The sequence below is a fragment of the Rhodococcus sp. P3_B8 genome, assembly GCF_056402775.1.
This window is the reverse complement of the sequence record NZ_JBFUGT010000076.1, coordinates 1-18,531: the sequence shown is the minus strand read 5'-3', so window position 1 is coordinate 18,531 and position 18,531 is coordinate 1. Positions and strand designations below refer to the sequence as shown.

The 18,531-nt window shown below is 66.1% G+C and carries 20 protein-coding genes; 13 read left to right on the top strand and 7 right to left on the bottom strand.

The genetic code is table 11. The features are described 5' to 3' along the window. The first annotated feature begins 27 nt into the window (after window positions 1-27). The 3 genes from AC1D1G_RS22440 to AC1D1G_RS22430 all read left to right on the top strand — a co-directional run bounded on the left by AC1D1G_RS22440 (window position 28) and on the right by AC1D1G_RS22430 (window position 1,427). Window positions 28-507: a MaoC/PaaZ C-terminal domain-containing protein gene (locus tag AC1D1G_RS22440; RefSeq protein WP_477953725.1), complete on the top strand. Its 480-nt coding sequence runs from the start codon at window positions 28-30 to the stop codon at window positions 505-507. A gap of 96 nt (window positions 508-603) precedes the next feature. Next, window positions 604-927 (top strand): hypothetical protein, encoded by a 324-nt coding sequence (locus tag AC1D1G_RS22435; RefSeq protein ID WP_477953724.1) that lies wholly within the window; start codon window positions 604-606, stop codon window positions 925-927. Window positions 928-1,094: 167 nt separating this feature from the next. Further along, window positions 1,095-1,427, top strand: a complete 333-nt coding sequence (locus tag AC1D1G_RS22430) for a hypothetical protein (protein ID WP_005252545.1) — start codon at window positions 1,095-1,097, stop codon at window positions 1,425-1,427. Window positions 1,428-1,482: 55 nt separating this feature from the next. Here AC1D1G_RS22430 and AC1D1G_RS22425 read toward each other — a convergent pair whose 3' ends face one another. Then, the gene (locus AC1D1G_RS22425; RefSeq protein WP_317568507.1) at window positions 1,483-1,845 is read right to left on the bottom strand and encodes a VOC family protein; all 363 of its coding nucleotides are present in this window, start codon (window positions 1,843-1,845) and stop codon (window positions 1,483-1,485) included. 260 nt (window positions 1,846-2,105) lie between these two features. Here AC1D1G_RS22425 and AC1D1G_RS22420 point away from each other — a divergent pair, with 260 nt between their 5' ends. The 3 genes from AC1D1G_RS22420 (at window position 2,106) to AC1D1G_RS22410 (ending at window position 4,770) form a co-directional block, all read left to right on the top strand. Further along, window positions 2,106-3,038 carry a glycoside hydrolase family protein gene (locus tag AC1D1G_RS22420; protein WP_477953734.1) on the top strand — a complete coding sequence of 311 codons (933 nt, stop codon included), beginning with the start codon at window positions 2,106-2,108 and terminating at the stop codon, window positions 3,036-3,038. Window positions 3,039-3,572: 534 nt separating this feature from the next. Next, window positions 3,573-4,274 carry an alpha/beta fold hydrolase gene (locus AC1D1G_RS22415; RefSeq protein WP_477953722.1) on the top strand — a complete coding sequence of 234 codons (702 nt, stop codon included), beginning with the start codon at window positions 3,573-3,575 and terminating at the stop codon, window positions 4,272-4,274. Window positions 4,275-4,329: 55 nt separating this feature from the next. Continuing rightward, complete coding sequence (locus AC1D1G_RS22410; protein WP_005252560.1) at window positions 4,330-4,770, top strand: SRPBCC family protein; 441 nt, start codon at window positions 4,330-4,332, stop codon at window positions 4,768-4,770. Window positions 4,771-4,811: 41 nt separating this feature from the next. Here AC1D1G_RS22410 and AC1D1G_RS22405 read toward each other — a convergent pair whose 3' ends face one another. Further along, window positions 4,812-6,437: a plasmid pRiA4b ORF-3 family protein gene (locus tag AC1D1G_RS22405; protein WP_477953721.1), complete on the bottom strand. Its 1,626-nt coding sequence runs from the start codon at window positions 6,435-6,437 to the stop codon at window positions 4,812-4,814. A 264-nt stretch (window positions 6,438-6,701) separates the two neighbouring features. On the opposite strand from AC1D1G_RS22405, the gene nhaA reads away from it, so the two are divergent. Further along, entirely contained in the window at window positions 6,702-8,570 is a 1,869-nt protein-coding gene (gene nhaA / locus AC1D1G_RS22400; RefSeq protein ID WP_477953720.1) for a Na+/H+ antiporter NhaA, read from the top strand. On the opposite strand, the gene AC1D1G_RS22395 is transcribed toward nhaA, so the two are convergent. Further along, window positions 8,571-8,918, bottom strand: coding sequence for a GNAT family N-acetyltransferase (locus AC1D1G_RS22395; RefSeq protein ID WP_283331243.1), 348 nt, complete (start codon window positions 8,916-8,918; stop codon window positions 8,571-8,573). Window positions 8,919-9,028: 110 nt separating this feature from the next. Here AC1D1G_RS22395 and AC1D1G_RS22390 point away from each other — a divergent pair, with 110 nt between their 5' ends. Further along, entirely contained in the window at window positions 9,029-9,937 is a 909-nt protein-coding gene (locus AC1D1G_RS22390) for an LLM class flavin-dependent oxidoreductase (protein ID WP_477953719.1), read from the top strand. Window positions 9,938-9,953: 16 nt separating this feature from the next. On the opposite strand, the gene AC1D1G_RS22385 is transcribed toward AC1D1G_RS22390, so the two are convergent. Then, window positions 9,954-11,138, bottom strand: coding sequence for a serine/threonine-protein kinase (locus tag AC1D1G_RS22385; RefSeq protein WP_477953717.1), 1,185 nt, complete (start codon window positions 11,136-11,138; stop codon window positions 9,954-9,956). 61 nt (window positions 11,139-11,199) lie between these two features. Between AC1D1G_RS22385 and AC1D1G_RS22380 the strand changes: the two genes are divergently transcribed. The 3 genes from AC1D1G_RS22380 to AC1D1G_RS22370 all read left to right on the top strand — a co-directional run bounded on the left by AC1D1G_RS22380 (window position 11,200) and on the right by AC1D1G_RS22370 (window position 14,382). Next, window positions 11,200-12,597 carry a plasmid pRiA4b ORF-3 family protein gene (locus AC1D1G_RS22380; protein WP_477953716.1) on the top strand — a complete coding sequence of 466 codons (1,398 nt, stop codon included), beginning with the start codon at window positions 11,200-11,202 and terminating at the stop codon, window positions 12,595-12,597. Window positions 12,598-12,820: 223 nt separating this feature from the next. Continuing rightward, a complete protein-coding gene (locus AC1D1G_RS22375) occupies window positions 12,821-13,273 on the top strand; it encodes a hypothetical protein (RefSeq protein WP_477953715.1) in 453 nt (150 codons plus the stop codon). A 65-nt stretch (window positions 13,274-13,338) separates the two neighbouring features. Beyond that, entirely contained in the window at window positions 13,339-14,382 is a 1,044-nt protein-coding gene (locus AC1D1G_RS22370; protein WP_477953714.1) for a DNA polymerase IV, read from the top strand. A 39-nt stretch (window positions 14,383-14,421) separates the two neighbouring features. On the opposite strand, the gene AC1D1G_RS22365 is transcribed toward AC1D1G_RS22370, so the two are convergent. After that, entirely contained in the window at window positions 14,422-15,420 is a 999-nt protein-coding gene (locus tag AC1D1G_RS22365; protein ID WP_477953713.1) for an MBL fold metallo-hydrolase, read from the bottom strand. Between the two features lie 231 nt (window positions 15,421-15,651). On the opposite strand from AC1D1G_RS22365, the gene AC1D1G_RS22360 reads away from it, so the two are divergent. After that, window positions 15,652-16,527, top strand: coding sequence for a glycine-rich protein (locus tag AC1D1G_RS22360; protein ID WP_477953712.1), 876 nt, complete (start codon window positions 15,652-15,654; stop codon window positions 16,525-16,527). Window positions 16,528-16,629: 102 nt separating this feature from the next. Here AC1D1G_RS22360 and AC1D1G_RS22355 read toward each other — a convergent pair whose 3' ends face one another. After that, the gene (locus AC1D1G_RS22355) at window positions 16,630-17,097 is read right to left on the bottom strand and encodes a CarD family transcriptional regulator (protein ID WP_241961835.1); all 468 of its coding nucleotides are present in this window, start codon (window positions 17,095-17,097) and stop codon (window positions 16,630-16,632) included. A 157-nt stretch (window positions 17,098-17,254) separates the two neighbouring features. Here AC1D1G_RS22355 and AC1D1G_RS22350 point away from each other — a divergent pair, with 157 nt between their 5' ends. Beyond that, window positions 17,255-17,890 carry a TetR family transcriptional regulator gene (locus AC1D1G_RS22350; RefSeq protein WP_477953711.1) on the top strand — a complete coding sequence of 212 codons (636 nt, stop codon included), beginning with the start codon at window positions 17,255-17,257 and terminating at the stop codon, window positions 17,888-17,890. 25 nt (window positions 17,891-17,915) lie between these two features. On the opposite strand, the gene AC1D1G_RS22345 is transcribed toward AC1D1G_RS22350, so the two are convergent. Continuing rightward, window positions 17,916-18,281 carry a YjbQ family protein gene (locus AC1D1G_RS22345; RefSeq protein ID WP_477953710.1) on the bottom strand — a complete coding sequence of 122 codons (366 nt, stop codon included), beginning with the start codon at window positions 18,279-18,281 and terminating at the stop codon, window positions 17,916-17,918. Window positions 18,282-18,531 lie beyond the last annotated feature (250 nt).

The window sequence follows — 18,531 nt, the reverse complement described above, 5'->3', positions numbered from 1 at the left end:
CTCCGTGTTCGGTGGAGGCGTGGGCGAATGATCGGACGGTTGGTAGTGGACAGCAAATGTGACGTCGTGTACGCAGACGACCTCCGGGTGGGCGAGAAGTTCGAGCTGGGCTCGTACACGGTGACGGAGGAGGAACTGGTCGAGTTCGCGGGGCAGTGGGATCCGCAGTCGTTCCACATCGACCGTGAGTCTGCAGATGGCGGCTATTTCGGTGGGCTCATCGCGAGTGGTGTGCACACGATCGCGGTGTGCCAGCGACTGTCCGCGACCACTGTTTATGCAGGCTGGAGCGTTATTGCGGGGGTGCGGATGCGCGATGTCAACTTCCTCCGTCCGGTGAAGCCGGGCGACGTGCTCACCGGAAAGCTGGTCGTGGAGGACGTGGTGCCCGACGATCGCGGACGGGCCTTGGTGACCGTCGCGACGGAGATTCTCAACGGATCCGGCAGACAGGTCCTGACCTCGGTGACCGAGATGTACATGCGCTGCCGACCGGAAACCGACTGATCGTCGAATTTTTTGGACGAAACACTCTCTTCGAGGATTGTTTTTCGCGTTTCTGGGTACCGCCCCGAGAGGCCAGGTAACCAACGGAGGGCAGTCATGAGAATGGGCAGGAGAGTAGCCGCGGTGACGGTATTCGCGGCTTCGATCGGATTGGGAGCATCCGGTGTCGCGTGGGGCGGCAGTCTCGACTCGGCGGTGCCGGTGCGCCGGCCGGACGTCATTCAGCCGATGCCACCCGGATTCCCGCAGAACGGTCCGATCGGGTGCGACGACTGGGCGGAACCCTACGAGAACAATGTGCCGCAGTGGGGCACCGATCCGTACAACCAGTTCGACAACTGGTGCGACGGTCCCGAGGACGGCCTTTCCGCGCAGCAGCCGCCGGTCAATGACCAGCAGGGCCGGACGGTCAATCCCTGATTCGACGGTGAATGTTCGCACGAGGCATTGTGCCGTCGTGTAACGCGGTCGTGAACTGAAACCGACCGTCCGTCAAATTTCATTCACGAAATTCGCCCTCCGAGGATTGTTTACGTTGTCTTTGGGTACAGCCCTTAGGCAGCGTTATTCACCTATGGGAGGCAACGATGAAGGTCGGCTCGAGATTGGCTGCGGTCGCTGTGTTCGCGGCCTCGATCGGTTTGGGAACATCCGGTGTCGCCTGGGGTGACGCGCTCGACTCGGCGGTCGTACCGGTGCGCGCACCGGACACGGTCGCACCACTGCCTCCTGGTGTTCCGCCGACCGGCCCGGCCGGCTGTGACGACTGGGCGGAACCGTACGAGAACAACGTCCCGGCGTGGGGCACAGACCCGTACAACCAATACGACAATTGGTGCGACGGACCCGAGGACGGTCTGCCGCAACCGGCCACCTACAGCGGTGACGAGGGCGGAGGCGACTCGCCGAACGAGCCGTAAACCGACCGATCCGAATCAGCGCGCCCCGGGAGTCTCCGTTCCGGGGCGCGCTGATTCAGTTGCCGGAGGGCGGTTCGTGCAGTCCGAACGCGGAACCCTGATCGTCGTGGCACAGCTTGAACCGCCCGAATTTCGCCACCGACTCGGGGTCTTCGCCCAGGTCCACGGCATCGACGGTGCCGCCCAGCGCCAGCACCTGCTCGACCGCGGAATCGAGGTCGGGCACCCGGAAGAAGACGTACGGGCCGGCGCCCTCGTCGCCGCCGTGGATCCCGCCCGGGACGTTCGGTGTGTTGATGGAGTATCCCGATCCGCCGGGCCCGGATTCGAATTCCCAGCCGAACAACGCCGAGTAGAACTTTCGGCCCTGCTCGGTGTTGGCCACACCCAATTCGAAGAATGACAGTTCGCCCGACATGAGCACTCCTCCGTCGACAGTGTCCCCGTGAGGCTACGCCGAGATGCCGTCACGCATAAGGCTCGCGCGTAGACCGACCGCGCCGCAGGAGTATTGATCGCCGCTGCTGCGGGTGGCGCCCTCGGGTTCGTATACGGCGTCACTGCACCGCCGTCGGTAACGATCCGCTGCCTGCGGCCAAAGTTACGCAGGGTGCGCCTGCTGTGATAGATACTGCACCGGTGATGCTGCCCAAACGAACCTGCTTTTCCGCCCTATCGATGGTGGTGCTCGCTGTCGCAGGCTTGCTGGTCGCCGCCCCGGGGAGCACCGGCGCTGCACCGCTCGCCTGGCGAACCACGATGGTGGCGTTCAGCAACGTCAGCGACCGCGACCTGGATGTATACGAGTCGGAGGACGGCACGGGGTTCCAGCCCCTCCGACTGTCGGCGTATCGGCCTCCGTCAGGGGTGGTGCGTGACCCGAGCATCTTCCGGCACACGGACGGGTTCTACTACCTCACCTACACGACGGTCGACGGGGCGAACATCGGCTTCGCACGCAGCAGTGACCGCATGGACTGGACGTTCCTTGGGGCCTRGCCGGTCCCGTTCTGCTGCGCCTTCCTGCCGGGCACGGGAGACGGAACGGGCTCAGCGAGCCCGCCGGGTTCCTCGGGGTCGGCCGGGTTCAGCGACGGACCGTCGCTGTCGCCGTTCACCACCAAGGCCTGGGCACCCGAATGGTTCGTGGACGGCGACCGGGTCAACGTCATCCTGTCGCTGTCGACCGGTGGAGGATTCGTGCCGTATCTGATGACGGCGCTGGAACCATCGCTCAGGTTGTGGAGCCCGCCTGTTCCGCTCGCCGGGATCGGCGCGGACCACATCGACACCACCGTGGTCAAGGTGGGATCGACCTATCATGCGTTTACCAAGAACGAGACGAAGAAGGTCGTCGAGCATGCGGTCGCGTCGTCGGTGACGGGACCCTATTCATTCGTCCCGCCTGGAAATTGGGGATCGCTGGTGGAGGGCCCAGCCCTGGTTCAGTTGCCGAGCGGCGCCTGGCGGATCTATCTCGACGCCTATACCGAAGGAAAGTATCTCTATTCCGACAGCACGGATGGGCTGCGCACCTGGTCGCCCGTGCAAGAGCTTCCAGGCGTTTCCGGGACGGTGCGCCACTTCGGCGTGATGAGAGAGCCGGCATAACGACGACTCCACGACGCCGCCGTCGTCGATGACGGTCGCCGTCGCGGAGGTGGCTGCGATCGGAGTGGATCTCGGCTGTGTGGTGCCGGATTGGATGCCGTTGCTGCACAGTTCGTTCGGTGCATCGATTCGAAGCCTCCGGATGTCGGGAGGGTGAACCGGCTAACCGGTGTTGAGCGTGAACGTAACTCGTAGGTGAGTGGCGCAGCGTGCCGGGGTGCACATCGCCACTCACGTGCGGGGACCGTGCGTCAGGCCGCCAGCTCGTCGGCGATTTCGATGTCGATTTCCTGTTCGGTCATTCCGCCGAAGAGATGGTTGGTGAACATGTCAGCTCAGTTCTCGTAACGTGTGGTGGATCCCGGCACGGTCGGAGCTTCTCGTCCGACCTACTGGGTGTATCGCCCTCGGCGACGCTTCCGTTTCAGGTCCCCGCAGGTGAGTGGCAAAGTGTGTGCGGGCGCGCATTCCCGCGCACGTAACGCTTAGGCTCGACTCGACCGTTCGTGTCCCGGAAACAGGAGATGAGTCGAGATGCCCGCAACCTTCGTTCTGCTGCCCGGCGCCGGCTCGGACTCGTGGTACTGGCACCGCGTCGCACCGATCCTGGAGGGGAGCGGGCACTCGGTGATCGCCGTCGACCTTCCGTACGGCGACGACGACGCGGGCCAGTACGAGTTCGCCGACGTCGTCGCCGATGCGGTCGAGGACGTCGAGGGTTCGATCGTGCTGGTCGCGCAGTCCATGTCCGCGTTCACCGCCGCGATCGTCTGTCAGCGCGGCGAGGTCGACGTCGACCTGCTGGTTCTCCTGGCACCGATGCTGCCCGCGCCGGGGGAGGCACCCGGGCAGTGGTGGGAGACCACCGGACAGGCCGAGGCCAAACGGGCGTTCGACGTGCTGGAGGGTCGCGACCCGGATGCGCCCGACGACCTGCGGGTGCTGTTCTTCCACGACGTGCCCGACGACGTCACCGACGAGGCGTTCAGCCAGGAGGTGCCCGTCATGTCGAACACCCCGTTCGAGACGGTGTGGCAGGCGGACGCGTGGCCGCACGTGAAGACGCGGGTCGTCGCCGGGAGACGCGATCGGCTCTTCCCGCTCGACTTCATGCAGCGGATCGTCCGGGAGCGACTGGGCATCGCACCGGAGGTCATCGACACCGGCCATCTGGCGGCACTCGCGCGCCCCGGCGAACTTGCTGCCATGCTGGAGCGCTACGCGTCCGAACTGTAGGGCATGTACATCCGAACTGTAGGGCATGTACATCCGACGAGAAGGAGAGCAATCGATGGCGTTGTCGGTATCGGGCGAGTTCGAGATCGAGGCGCCCCAGGAGCAGGTGATGGCTGCGCTGGCGGACGTCGAACGCATCCCCGAGTGGTCGGTGGTGCACAAGAAGGTGGTCGTCGAGTCCCGATTCGACGACGGACGCCCCCGCACCGTGCGGATGACGCTCGCCGTCCTCGGTGTCGCGGACACGCAGCTGGCCGAGCACAAGTGGCTCGGGGACGAACAGATGTCGTGGACGCTCCTCGAGAGCGAGAAGCAGAAGTGCCAGGAGGGGGAGTATCGGCTGACCCCCACCCCGCGCGGGACGTCGGTTCACCTCACGATGTCGGTCGAGCCGAAGGTGTGGGTGCCGAAGTCCGTGCTGCGTCAGGGGCAGAAGCAGGCCGTGCGACTGATCCGCAAGGGATTCACCAAGTTCGTTCTCGAGAACTACGTCTGAGTCGGGGTCCGCGCGTGCTGCGCGGACACCCGCCAGACGCTCTACCCGAACAATGTCGCGAAGGCCTCATTGATCCCGTCTCGATCGAACGATGTCGGATCGAGTTGCTGATCGGGGCGCAGACCCAGCCAGTCCCGAATCTCCGAGTGTTCCTGGTGGTGCGGATCCGCGCTGGCTTCGATCATGTTCGCCCAGCCCCACGGGCCGCCGGAATCTTCGTACGGCGCCATATTGCGCCCGTCGAGGCATAGCGCGGCAGGGGAGTCGGGGTCGGGGTCGTCGACCGATTCGACGACGATGTGATGGATCCAGTCGTCACCGAAGTCGTACAGGTAGGTGAGACGGTCGCCGACCGAGCTGAGCAGCGAACCGACGGGGACCTCTTCCTCCGCGACRGCGGGGCCTACGAGGTCGCGGTGCGCGAAGTCTTCATTCGGAATGAATACTCTGCCGCCTGCGTTCGCGGGCCCGGCAGAGAACTCGTGTAGATGGCAATCTTCCCAGCCGAACGCGGACTGGATGATGTCGTGGAGAGCGGAGAGCGGTAGTGAGGCGTCGAGTCGAACGCGGCGCCAGACAGGAATGTGGGTTCCTTCCAATGAAATCCGCAACGTAATGTGCGAATCCACCATGTCGGATAGTGTGTACTCGGTCTCTGCGCCAGCGAGTTGGACTGCACGAAGGACGGCAGGCTGCAGCGCGGCCGGAACCCGGTATGTGTCATCCTTGGTCAGCCACTTCTGTTCCACCAGCCTGTCGAGTCGGTCATAGACGAAGGCATCCAGGAGCGATTGCTCGTCGCCGGATGGCGCGTCTTCCGAGTCGGCGACAGGTGGCTCCGATGTCATCCCCGCCAAGATCACCTGCGTCACGACCACATCGGTCAATTGCGTGAGGTCGAGTGGGTGATGTTGCGTCGATACGAGTTGGCTGCGGACGAATTCGGTGACAGCTGCACGAATCAACGGCAGCGCCCGGGTCGTCCGGTCGGCGATCAGCTCCGCGTTCGGGCCGCGGACCGCGCGTGTGGAGTTGACGGTGATGAGGCCGATCTCTTCCGCGGTTTCCCAGTACGTCATCATTTCGGGCACGTCGCGCATCGAGCGGATTCGCCGCGCACGCGGAAACCCCTCCGAGTCGAGGTCGAGATCGACACCCAACGCGTGAGCGAGCCCGGGGACAGAGGCGGGTTTGGGCACCTTGGTCGAGGTGACGGCCGCACCCTTCCCGACCCAGTCCACGAGTGCGACGAGGGAGGCGATCAGCGGAAGGGAGGTGAGTGCGCGTAGTTCGTCCTTCTCGTCCACGGCGGGTAGTGCGATGTCGTCGGGAAGGACGACGGGTGGTTGCGGCTCGACGAAATGGATGAGGTCCTCGATGCAATGTATGAGGTTCTCTTCGGTGCCGGTCCACAGCCGATTTTCGTCGAGAAAGTTGAGGAACGTCAGTGCCGAGGCGACAATCGTCAATGCGATGTCATCCATCTCCTCGGAATAATCTGCGGATAGTTCGTCAGCGGCATCGAGGAGGGTATGCGCGTCCGCGGGGAGCCAGCCGGTGGCACGGAAACCGAGGTTGGCGTGCGCGAGGTTCGTGAGTGTCGACTCCACGAGGTGTGCGAAGAGTTCCGCGTCCTCGGTCAGATCGCCCCTGCGCAGCCACTGCACGAAGTTGTCGATAAGCGCGGGGTCGACGGCGGAGGTGGGAAACAGCGGTGCGACTGTTGAGCGGTTCCTTCGTTGGCGTGCCTGCTGTTTTGCCGCACGCTTCTGGCCCGGATTTCTACTCCGCTTCGATCCCATGGCGAGATGATAACGCGACCGAGATCAGGTGCCTGGGCGCCGCCGGATCGGAGTTGATCGGACAGCGGGGCGGCTCATGTGCAGGGGCATTAGGCTGACCTGCGGCAGAAACTGTGAGCGAGGGGACAGATGACGGTCGAGCAGAGCAGCCCCACCACACTTCGGCGACTGTCGGCGCGGTTGGCCCTGATCCGCGACGACACCGACGACGACAAGCTGTCGGCCGGTTTCCTCCTCGTCGCCACGATCCTGGCGTTGGTGTGGGCCAACATCGGTGATTCGTACGAGTCGTTCTGGCACACGCCGGTGACCATCCAGATCAGCGACTACGGCATCAGCCTCGACCTGAAGCACTGGGTCAACGACGGGTTGATGACGCTGTTCTTCTTCGTCGTGGGGCTCGAGGTGAAACGTGAGCTGACGATCGGCGAACTCACCGATCGCGCCCGTGCCGCCGTCCCACTTCTCGCCGCGATCGCGGGTCTGGCGCTGCCCGCCGTCCTGTTCCTGATCCTCAACCCCAGCGGGGACGAGGCCGGTGCGTGGGGCGTCGTCGTCTCCACCGACACGGCGTTCGTGCTGGGCGCACTGGCACTCGTCGGACCCCGATGCCCCGCCCGGTTGCGCGTGTTCCTCCTGACCCTGGCCGTCGCCGACGACATCGGTGCCCTGGCCATCATCGCCTTCTTCTACACCGACAACCTCCGGCTCGGACCGCTGCTCCTCGGGTGCGTCGGGTTGCTGCTGATCATCCAGTTGCGCAAGCTCGAGGTGTGGCGTGGCGTCGCCTACTTCATCGTCGCGGCGGGCACGTGGGTCGCGTTCTACGAGTCCGGCGTCCACCCCACCCTCGTCGGCGTGCTGATCGCGCTGATCCTGCCCGTGTATCCGCCGCGGCGCAGCGAGGTGGAGCGGGCGGGTGAACTCACGCGCGCGTTCCGGCAGTCACCCAACTCCGACTACGCCCGCGCCGCCCAACTCGGTGTGCTGCGCGCGGTGTCCGTCAACGAGCGGCTTCTGCGCTTCTACCAGCCCTACACGGCGTTCCTCGTCGTCCCGATCTTCGCGCTCGCCAATGCCGGCGTGGTCATCACCGGGCAGACCCTCGCGGACGCGGCCCGGTCTCCGCTGGCGTGGGGCATCGTGCTCGGCCTGGTGGTCGGCAAGCTCGTCGGCATCACGGCTGCCACGGCTCTGTTCTCGAAGCTGCGGCCCGGCAGCCTGCCGCCCGGGCTGACGCTGTCCCAGATCGCCGGTGGCAGCGCGCTGGCCGGTATCGGCTTCACGATCTCGTTGTTCATCGTGGACCTGGCCATCGATTCACCCGAGCTCGCCAACGACGCTCGGGTGGGTGTCCTGACGGCGGCGGTCATCGCCACCGTCCTCGGTTGGGCTCTGTTCCGGCTGTCGGACTGGGTGCACCCGCCGACGGAGGCCGTCGGGCTCACCCTGCTCCGGCCCGTCGACCCCGGCCGCGATCACCTGCGCGGGCCGGTGGATGCGCCGCTCACCCTCGTCGAGTACGGCGACTTCGAGTGCCCGTTCTGCAGCAAGGCCACCGGCAGCATCCGGGACGTACGGGCGCATTTCGGGGACGAGCTCCGCTACGTCTTCCGGCATCTCCCCCTCGACGCCGTGCATCCGCACGCGCGTTTCGCCGCCCAGGCGAGCGAAGCGGCGGCCGCGCAGGGACGGTTCTGGGAGATGCACGATCACCTGTTCGCCAACAGCGACGCCCTCGCCGAGGACGATATCTTCGGTTACGCCGCCGAGCTGGGGCTCGACATGGACCGGTTCGAGGAAGACATCCGTAGGGGCACCTACGTTCACCGCATCGACGACGACGAACTCGACGCCGAGTCGAGCGATTTCCGGGTGACCCCCACGTTCTACCTCGGCGCGACGGGCACCGACCTCGCCCGGCACAGCGGCCCCTACGACGCCGCCACCCTCATCCGGCAGCTCGAAGAGGCGCGCGACGCCGACGGCGCACCCTGATCAACCTTTCGAACGCTGCACCGCCTGGATCGCGGCCGGCGTGACGGGGTCGACGTCGTCGGCGAAGTCGTCGTGCTTCTTCAGGTAACCGGCGACGAACGGGCAGATCGGCACGATCCGCTTGCCGTCCCCGACGGTCTCGGTGAGCGCGCTGCGGATCAGGGTGGTGGCGAGGCCACGCCCGCCGAACTGCTCACCGATCTCGGTGTGGAAGAAGATCCGTTGATTCTCGTCGTCGAGGTACTCGGTGAACCCGGCCAGTTCACCATCCACGCGGACCTCGAATCGGTGGTGTTCGGGGGCGTTCCGGACGTCGGGTGCGGGGCCGTCTTTCGTGTCGTCTGTCATGGACCCACTATGCCGCGCGGCGGGGTTCCGACTGCGCGCCGGGTGTTCCCGGACGTCGTGGAGGTGGAGGATCGAAGGAGTTCAGCAATCCGAGAGGGGACGCAACCGTCATGACCGACTACGGCAGGGCCGTGCAGTTCGGGGCGTTCGTGACCCCGTCGGTGGAGTTGCTGGCCAACACGTTCGAACTCGCCGCCCTCGCCGACGAGACCGGGCTCGACCTGATCGGCGTGCAAGATCACCCGTACCAGGCGAAATTCCTCGACTGCTGGTCGCTGATGGGCGCGCTGCTGGCCCGGACCGAGCGGGTGCGCGTGTTTCCCGACGTCGCATGCCTGCCGCTTCGCCCGCCGGCGACGATGGCGAAAGCCGCGGCCAGCCTCGACCTGATGTCGGGAGGCCGATTCGAACTGGCGTTGGGTGCCGGCGCGTTCTGGGAGGCGATCGGGGCGATGGGCGGTGACGTGCGCACGCCCGGTCAGGCCGCGACGGCGTTGGAGGAGGCGGTCGAGGTGATCCGCCTGATGTGGTCCGGTGAGCGTGCCGTGTATTCCGAGGGTGAGCACTATCGCCTCGCGGGCGTGCATCCCGGACCGGTCCCGGCGCACAGGATCGGGATCTGGCTGGGCGTCGGCGGCCCCAGGCTGCTGCGGGCGCTGGGACGATCGGCGGACGGGTGGGTCCCGTCGAGTTCGTACTTTCCGCCCGAGGTCCTGCCCGGCATGCACGCGCGGATCGACGCGGGTGCGGCGGATGCGGGCCGGGACCCGAGCTCGATCGTCCGCGCCTACAACGTGTTCGGCCGGGTGAGCGATACACCGTCGGACACGTTGTTCCACGGAACCGCCGAGCAGTGGGTGAGCCAGCTGACGGAAATCGCGGTGGAGGCTGGCATGGACACGTTCATCTTCGGCACCGACGGCGACGATCTCGCCCAGGTCCGTAGATTCGCGACCGACGTCGCGCCCGCAGTTCGGGCCGCCGTGGATGAGCGCCGTGGAGTGGGTGCCCGCGCTTGACCCGACCGCGACTCGCTCAGTTGCCGTCCTTCTCCTTGTCCTTGTCCTTGGGCTTGTCGTTCCCGTTGCCGTTGTTGCCGTTGTTGTTTCCCGGTCCGGTCTTCGGTGCCGGGGCGCCGGTCGGTGGGGGCGGCGCAACCGGGTTGACCTCGACCGCGCTGCTCGGGACGGAGACGGGTGCCGGGGCGGGGACGACGGCGGTGGTGCTCGGCCCGGGACCGACCGTGCCGTCCCGATTCTGAGACGCGATGGCCAGCGCCGCCACGACCAGGGCCACCAGCACGGCGGCAATGGCGGCGACGATCAGGCCGGTCCGCCGTGGTCGCCGGGGCTCGGGCGGCAGCTCATGGACCGTCGTCGGTGTGAATGCTCTCGTCGGCTGCGGGTGCACGCCGGGCGCCCCGAGGACGGCGTCCCGCATCGCCTGGGCGTCGGCGTACCGCTGCTGCGGGTCGCGGGTCATTGCCCGTTCGATCGTGTCGACGAGGTTCGGATCGGCGTCCGGGCGGGCTTCGCGCAGCGGTCGGGCCGCACCGTCGGTGATCGCGCGGGCAAGCGACAGGATGTTGTCGCCGGCGAACGGCCGGTGCCCGGCGAGGGCTTCGTAACCGACGACGCCGACGGCGTAGAGGTCGTCGGCGGTCGTGGCGGGTGTGCCCAGGATGCGGTCCGGGCTGAGGTAGGCCACGGTGCCCAGCACCTGTCCCGTCGCTGTGTGGTCGGATGCGGCGCTCTTCGCGATGCCGAAGTCGGCGACCTTCACCGTGCCCGCGGCGGTGAACAGCACGTTTCCCGGTTTGATGTCGCGGTGCAGGATCCCGGCTTCGTGGGCGGCGCCGAGGGCGGCGAGCACGTCGGCGAGGATCGACCGCACCCGCGCGTCCGGTACGGGACCGGCGGCGATCTCGTCGGCGAGGGTCCGCCCGGGCAGGCGCTCCATCACGATGTACGCCACCCCGGCGTCCTCGCCGCAGTCGTGTACCGCGACCACGTTCGGGTGATTCAACGTGGCGGCCAGCCGGGCCTCGGCCTCGAACCGCCGGCGGGTGTCGGGGACGGAGGTGAGCTCCGGGCGCAGCACTTTGATCGCGACGGGTCGCTGCAGGCRCAGGTCCCATCCGTCGTGGACATCGGCCATTCCGCCGCGCCCCAGCACTCCCCGCAACTCGTACCGACCTGCGAGAACTGCGGACACCGACATGCGCTCACGCTATCGTCAGCTCTTGTGCCGGACACCGCTGCCTCCCACCTACCATGACGCCATGACCGCTTCAGGTAAACGCCGACACCTGTCCGTCGTTCCCGACGCGCCGGTGATCGTCCGGCCGTCCGAGCGGCCGGGTCGCCGAGACGTCGCGAGTTTCCACCTGCGGATCGAACTCGACGACGTGTCGCCGACCATCTGGCGGCAGTTCGTCGTGCCCTCGAACCTGCGCCTGAACGAGCTGCATCCGATCGTGCAGACAGTCATGGGCTGGCAGGACAGCCACCTGCATTCGTGGGTCGGCGGTGAGCCGCCCGCCTCCGAGCGGTACGAGATGCGCGAGAGCATCGACGAGGGCTTCGCCGACGAGGACGACGAGCTGTGCGAGGACGCGGTCCGGCTCGATCAGGTTCTGGCCGAACCCGGCGAGCTCCTGTCCTATCAATACGACTTCGGCGACGGCTGGGACCATACGATCGTCCTCGAACGGATCGAGGCCGACGGGCCCGCGCCGACGGTGACCTGCCTCGCCGGCGCCCGCGCCTGCCCACCCGAGGATTGCGGCGGACCGGGCGGATACGCCGACCTGCTGACGGTCCTGGCCACGCCGTCGCACCCCGGCCACCACGACGCCGGGGCGTGGGTCGGGCCCGGCTTCGCGCCCGAATCGTTCGGCGTCGACGCCGTGAACCGTAACCTGCGGATCGAAGTCGTGATCCGTGACCACTGGCCGGTGACGGACTCGAAGTTCGCCGACCTGCTGCGACGAATACCCCATCAGGCTGCCCCGCATGTCTTTTCGCTTCTCGAGCATGCCCAGCTCACCACGCGGAAGGGTGATTTTCCTGCGGCCCAGGAAGCGGCGACGCTGCATCTGCGGTGGTTGCTGCAGCGCATCGGATCCGACGGCATCACGCTGACTCAGGCGGGCTACCTGCCCCCGGCCGTGGTGGCGGAGATGCGGCAGACGTTACCGGGCTTCGACGACTGGCCCGCCACCAGCAACCGCGAGACGGACCAACGGCCGGTCCACCTGCTCCGCGAGTACGCCAAGACACTCGGACTGGTGCGCAAGTACAAGGGAAAACTCGTTCGAACCAATCTCGGAACGGCGATGGCGGACAACGCGACACAGATGTGGCGTCACCTGCTCGAACGCCTGCCGCTGGGCACCGAACAGATCGAGCGGGAGGCCGGATACCTCGTGCTTCTCACACTCGCCGCAGGCACGTCGTCGGACGAACGCAGGGACGCGATCGCCGAGGGACTCGCCGCCCTCGGCTGGCAGACCAGCGACGGCACGATCGTCGGCCGGGAAGAAGTCTTCTGGATGGGACGTCCCACGATCTCGTTCCTCGAACTCATCGGCGCAATGGTCGAGGGCTACGTCCAACGCGACCAGCCCATGGACCCCGAATGGGGTCGGCTCCTCGCGCAGATGGTGCTGTCGATGTAGGTCGGCAACGTCGTTCCAGCACCGGTGTGCGCCCGAACTTGCTTGGGCGCAGTTGCTTTCGACCCGCACCGCAATAGCGCGGTGCCGATGCCTCCAGGCGTCGCCGGACGATCACGCAAACGACACTCTTCGACGCAGAACGATTTCGGGCCACATGTGTCGGAATCTTCTGCTTTGATACGTCCATGCAATAGTCGGTCGCGAGCGAGGGAGGTTGACGACGATGGTCGATTCCACCGAGGTGCCCGAGGTTTCGTGGGCGGGAATGGTCGAGTGGTTGACGGGTTCGCTGGTCGATCAACCGGTCGCGCTCATCGTCGAGATCGGCCCGAACAGCTACGTCAGTGAGGACGACGACGAAGAAGTCGTCTGCGCGCAGATTCAGGTACTGGCCGACGGTGTGTTGATGCTGCGTCGATCACGCATCGAACTCGGGCACCTGCTGCTCGCCGACTATTCCGCCGAGCACCTGACCCTCGACAGGTGGCATTTCGACGGCCACTTCGAAGACTGTACGGACGGCTATCTCTTCAGTCGCGACGTGAACCTGATCGCGAACACCTGCGTGGCGTGGTTCCGGGACAATTGGGGTACCCGGTCCACCAGCGAACTCGGATGCTCGTATCGGTTCCCCGACGAGTTGATTCCGTCTGTCGACGCCGACGACGTGTTCTGACCTTCGCCACGGCAGAAGTCGAGGATTCGAGGGTCCCGGTTCGACGATTCCGGCACACTGGTTCCATGAGCAGTCCGCCGCGTCGCCGGTGGGTGTTGCATGTCGATCTCGACCAGTTCATCGCCGCCGTCGAGGTGCTGCGRCACCCTGAGCTGCGGGGACGTCCCGTCGTCGTGGGCGGTCGCGGGGATCCCACTGAGCGCGCGGTGGTGTCGACGGCGTCGTATGAGGCGCGGGAGTTCGGTGTCGGTTCCGGAATGCCGATGCGGATCGCGGCACGGAAGATCCCCGACGCGGTGTTCCTGCCCGTCGACGCCGAGGCCTACACCGAGGCGTCGGGCATCGTGATGGACACCTTGCGCAAGTTGGGCGTCGTCGTCGAGGTGATGGGCTGGGACGAGGCGTTTCTGGGTGTCGAGACCGACGACCCAGAGGGATTCGCGCGAACCGTGCACGACGCCGTCCTCGACGCGACCGGTCTGCACTGCTCAGTCGGTATCGGCGACAACAAGTTACGAGCCAAGATCGCGACGGACTTCGGCAAACCGCAGGGCATCTACCGGCTCACCGAGGAAAACTGGTTCGCCGTCATGGGGGATCGCCCCACCGACGCGCTGTGGGGGATCGGCAAGAAGACAGCGAAGAAGCTTGCCGCGCTGGGCATCAGCACCGTCCGAGAACTCGCCGACGCCTCGGATCAGGAATTGGCCGCGACCCTCGGTCCGAACATGGGACCGTGGTACGCCAGGATCGGTCGCGGCATCGATCTCTCCCCGGTCTCGGCGGAACCCTGGGTGGCCCGGTCGCACAGTCGAGAGACGACGTTCCAGCAGAACCTTGCCGGGCGGGAGGCCGTCACCGAGGAGATCCGTCGTCTCGCCGCCCGGGTCCGGGAGGACATCCTCGCGGAGAACCGCCAGGCGGTGCGAGTGGCGTTGAAGGTGCGCTACGCCCCGTTCGACACCCACACGACGAGCAAGCCGCTGCCGGAACCGACGTTCGATCCGGACGTGATCGCCGATGCGGCAGCAGCATTGGTCGACAGGCTCGACCACGAGCGGGAAGTGCGACTCCTCGGCGTGCGGCTGGAAATGACCCCGCCCACGTGAGTGGCAAAGTGTGCTCGGGCACGCTTTGCCACTCACGTGTCAGCGGCGGGCGAAGACTGCGGGTTCGCTGTCGGGGACCTGGGCGACGAGGTCGCGGGCGACGAGGTGTCGAAGGTGGGCCGCCGCCTCGGACAGCGCCATGCCCTTGCCCATGGGGGAGATGTCGGCCCACGGCTTGTACCACTTCATGCGCTCGGCGACCTGCCACACGGTGATCTGGTCGTCGCCGAAAGCGTTGTACAGGTGGTCGAGTCGCTCTTCGTGGTGCTCGATCAGTTCGCCGGCACGGCCCGCGACGTCGTCGATCGGGATGCCGTGGGCGCCGAGTCCACGGGTGATGTTCATGGTCTGCACGCGGCGCAGCGAGTCCATGAACTCTGCCAGGCCGTCGCGCTCCTCGAGCGGGTACACGAAATTGCCGACGTGCGGCGTCGTCTTCTGCAGGACGTGGTCGCCGGTGAACATCACGTCGGCGTCTTCGAGGTAGAAGCAGACATGGCCCGGGGTGTGGCCCGGGGTGTAGACGGCCCGCAGGTTACGGCCGGCGAGGGCAATGAGTTCGTCGTCGACGAGAACACGATCGGGCGCCGACTCGGGACCCGCCGGCGGCTTCCCGCTCGATGCCTTCTCGAATGCCTCGAGGTCTGCCGGGGCGGCGCCGGCCCGCGTCATGTTCTCCTTCTGGAAGTCCAACCACTCGGGCCCGTGACCCGTGGACATGTGCTCGAACATCCCGTGATCGGATTCGTGCATCGCGATCCACGCACCGGACGCCTCCCGGACTCGCCCGCACAGACCGGTGTGATCGGGGTGGAAGTGGGTGAGTACGACGCCTTCCACATCCTTCACCGAGTGTCCAATGGCCTCGAGACCGGAGGTGAGGCCGTTCCAGGCGTTGTCGTCGTCCCAGCCGGCGTCGACGAGGATCAGACCGCCGGGGGATTCCATCGCGTACACCAGGGTGTGACCGAGGGGATTGTCGGTGATCGGCACCGGAATCTGGAAGATCCCGTCACCGATGGGCGCTGCGTCGCTCATATGCATACCTCGTTGCCTAGATGAACAAATTAGTTCTACTTACCTTCATACTGACCTTTCGCCGCGGTTTGCGATACCGCGGGTCCCGATTAGCGGAACGGCATGGCCTGTGACCAGGTGCTTTCGCGCAAAAGCCGACCGGGAGACCGGAAGGCCCACTGGATGCCGGACGCTATGGAATGCTCCACTCGGACCAGCTTTCACGTGCTCGCATTGCGACAGGAGACTGCTTTGACCACAACCCTCGTTCGATCACGCCGCCGGTGGTACACGACCGGAATGTGTGGCCTCGCCGTAGTGGGTGCCTCGGGGCTGCTCGCCCCCAGCGTCGCGGTTGCCGCGCCGGCGGCGTTGCCTGCCGGCTGTGTGCAGGGCACCGGCACCCAGGTGACCTGCACGTTCACGTTTACCGGCAGTGCGCAGTCGTTCACGGTTCCCGAGGGCATTACCAGCTTGGCGGTGACGGCAACGGGTGGTGGTGGCGGAAACAGTCAAACCATCCTCGGCGGCGCCGCGGCCGTTGCAACCGGACAGCTGACGGTTGCCGCGGGTGACGCGCTGTACATCCAGGTCGGCGGCAACGGTGGCGACGGCAACGGCCAGGCCGGATACAACGGCGGTGGGGCCGGCGGCACCGGCGCAAGTGGCGGAGGCGGTGCCTCCGACGTTCGCACCGGGACGGGTGAGCTGGCGGATCGTCAGATCGTCGCCGCGGGCGGAGGCGGCGCGGGTGACACCTATATCGGTGGCGCAGGCAACCTGATGGGACCTGCTGGCGGACCCGGCGGCGGGGGCGGCGGTGGCGKAGGCGGCACGGACGTCGCTGGTGGTGTCGGAGGCAACGGTGGCACTGACCCGCATGGTTCGCCAGGTGAAGCCGGCGTCGGTGGTGCCGCTGCAGGCAAGAGCGGTGGCGGTGGTGGCGGCTGGTTCGGCGGCGGAGGTGGCGCCGAGAACTACGGCGGTGGCGGAGGCGGTGGCGGATCGTCCTACGCGCCCGGCGGAACCTTCAGCATCGCTGGGGCGGATGCCGTTTCGTCGGTAGTCATCACGTACGGGGCCGGTTCGGGAACAGGGTCACTCGGAAACCTCTTCGGCAGCAGCTGATCTCGACTCCCACGCTGGAGTCGCCGTCACGGGGCGCGAAGTGACACACGAAATCGGCAGCAGCCCCGAACTTTCGTCCGGGGCTGCTGCCAATTGTGTTTTTCAGACTGCGACAGCCACCGGTGCTGAGGCGGTGGCGGATTCGTAAATCGCTTCGATTCGGCGCCGAGTCTCGTCGGGGTCGGACTTCATCGCGAGGACGAGTTCGGAAATGACGAGCTGCATTGCGTGCTCGAGCTGCCGCTTCTCGCCGGCCGAGAGTGGCTTGACCTGCGAACGCGTCATCAGATCGCGGATGACTTCACTCACCGTGAAGATTCCGCCGACTGTCAGCTTTTCCTGGTTGGCCTTGAATCGCCTGGACCAGTTCGACGGGTCGTCGACCGTCGGACCACGCAGGATGTCGAAGACTCGACCGACTTCGTCGTTGTTGATCGCATTCCGCACGCCGATGGATTCGGCTTTCGCTACCGGAATCTCGATGGACAGCCCGTTCTGGGCGACTTCGAACTGTACGTATTCGGTGGGCAAATCGTTGAACATCCGGGTCGTGAGCTTTGTGACAGTCACCGACCCATGGTGCGGGTACAGAAAAATATCACCGATATTGAGATTCATAGATTACCTACCCTTCCCCAACATTATGGCACACGCTGCCATATTGACAACCGGTGACCACGTGAGGACCATCGCGGGGGTGTGCTCCTACCGATAACGAAGGCCCTTGATGACCAGACCCGAAGTGTTCTCCGTGTCGCCTGACCTGCCCGCCGGCCCGCTGGGGTTGCGGGAGCGACGACGCGAGCAGACGAATGTCGAGATCAGCGAGACCGCACTCACGCTCTTCGAACACAAGGGTGTCGAGGGCACGACCGTCGGCGAGATCGCGCAGGCTGCGGGAGTGTCGCAGCGAACCTTCTTCCGATATTTCGCTACCAAGGAAGAGGCCGCGCTCCGCGATCACTGGGCCTTCGAGGCGGTCTTGGCCGGAGGACTCGACCAGCTCGACGCGGAGGTCTCACCGAGGCTCGCGCTGGAAACGGCCTTCGCTGCTGCTCTGACGATGTACTCGGACAGTTTGTCGATCGCCTGCCGACGATTGCTGCGGGTGAACCGACTCATCAAGAAGGAGCCGGCGCTGCGTGCCGAGCTGGCGCGCGAGAGTGTGCGGCGAACCGCGGCACTTGTCGATGTGGTGTCGACTAGGTTCGACTGCGCCGACTTGCAGGTTCGACTGGCGGTCGATGTGTCGATCGCCGTTCTCCGGGCGGCGTTGGAAACGTGGGTGGACCAATCGTCCACCGACGAGACGGCGAGTCTTCCCGAAATCTATTTCTTGGCAAGGGGACTCGCGCAGGCGTGATCGGAGACGGTCCGCAGGCGCCGGCTCAGCCGGCGAGGAAGCTGAACCGGACGTGCCGCACCGGGTTGTCGACGTTGGTGTCGACGAGGCACACGGATTGCCAGGTGCCCGTCGCGAGTGCTCCGTCGAAGACGGGCACGGACGCGTAGGGCGGAAGGAACGCCGGCAGCACGTGGTCGCGGCCGTGCCCATGGCTGCCATGGCGATGGATCCACCGGTCGTCGCGCGGAAGCACCTCGTCGATCGCCCGCAGCAGGTCGTCGTCGCTTCCGGCGCCGGTCTCGATGACGACGAGTCCAGCAGTGGCATGCGGCACCCATACATGCAACAGGCCGTCACCGGCGCCTACTGAGGCGAGGAACTTCTCGATCTCACGGGTCAGGTCGTGCACCTGTCAGCGGTCATGTAATTCCCCAGGTTGAGGGGTTTGTCCGTCACGTAATTCCCCACCCCGCCGTCACGTAATTCCCCACCCCTGGGGCGTGTCGGCCGGGGGTTCGGGTGCTGCTGCAGGTTCGCTCCTGACTGGGTCACCGACAACGGGGCCCGGGAAGGGGCCTGACGGTGGCGAGGAGAACGTGGACGATGATCGATCTGATGGAGTTGTTCCGGCATTGGCATGCCGGCCGGTCCCAGGTGCA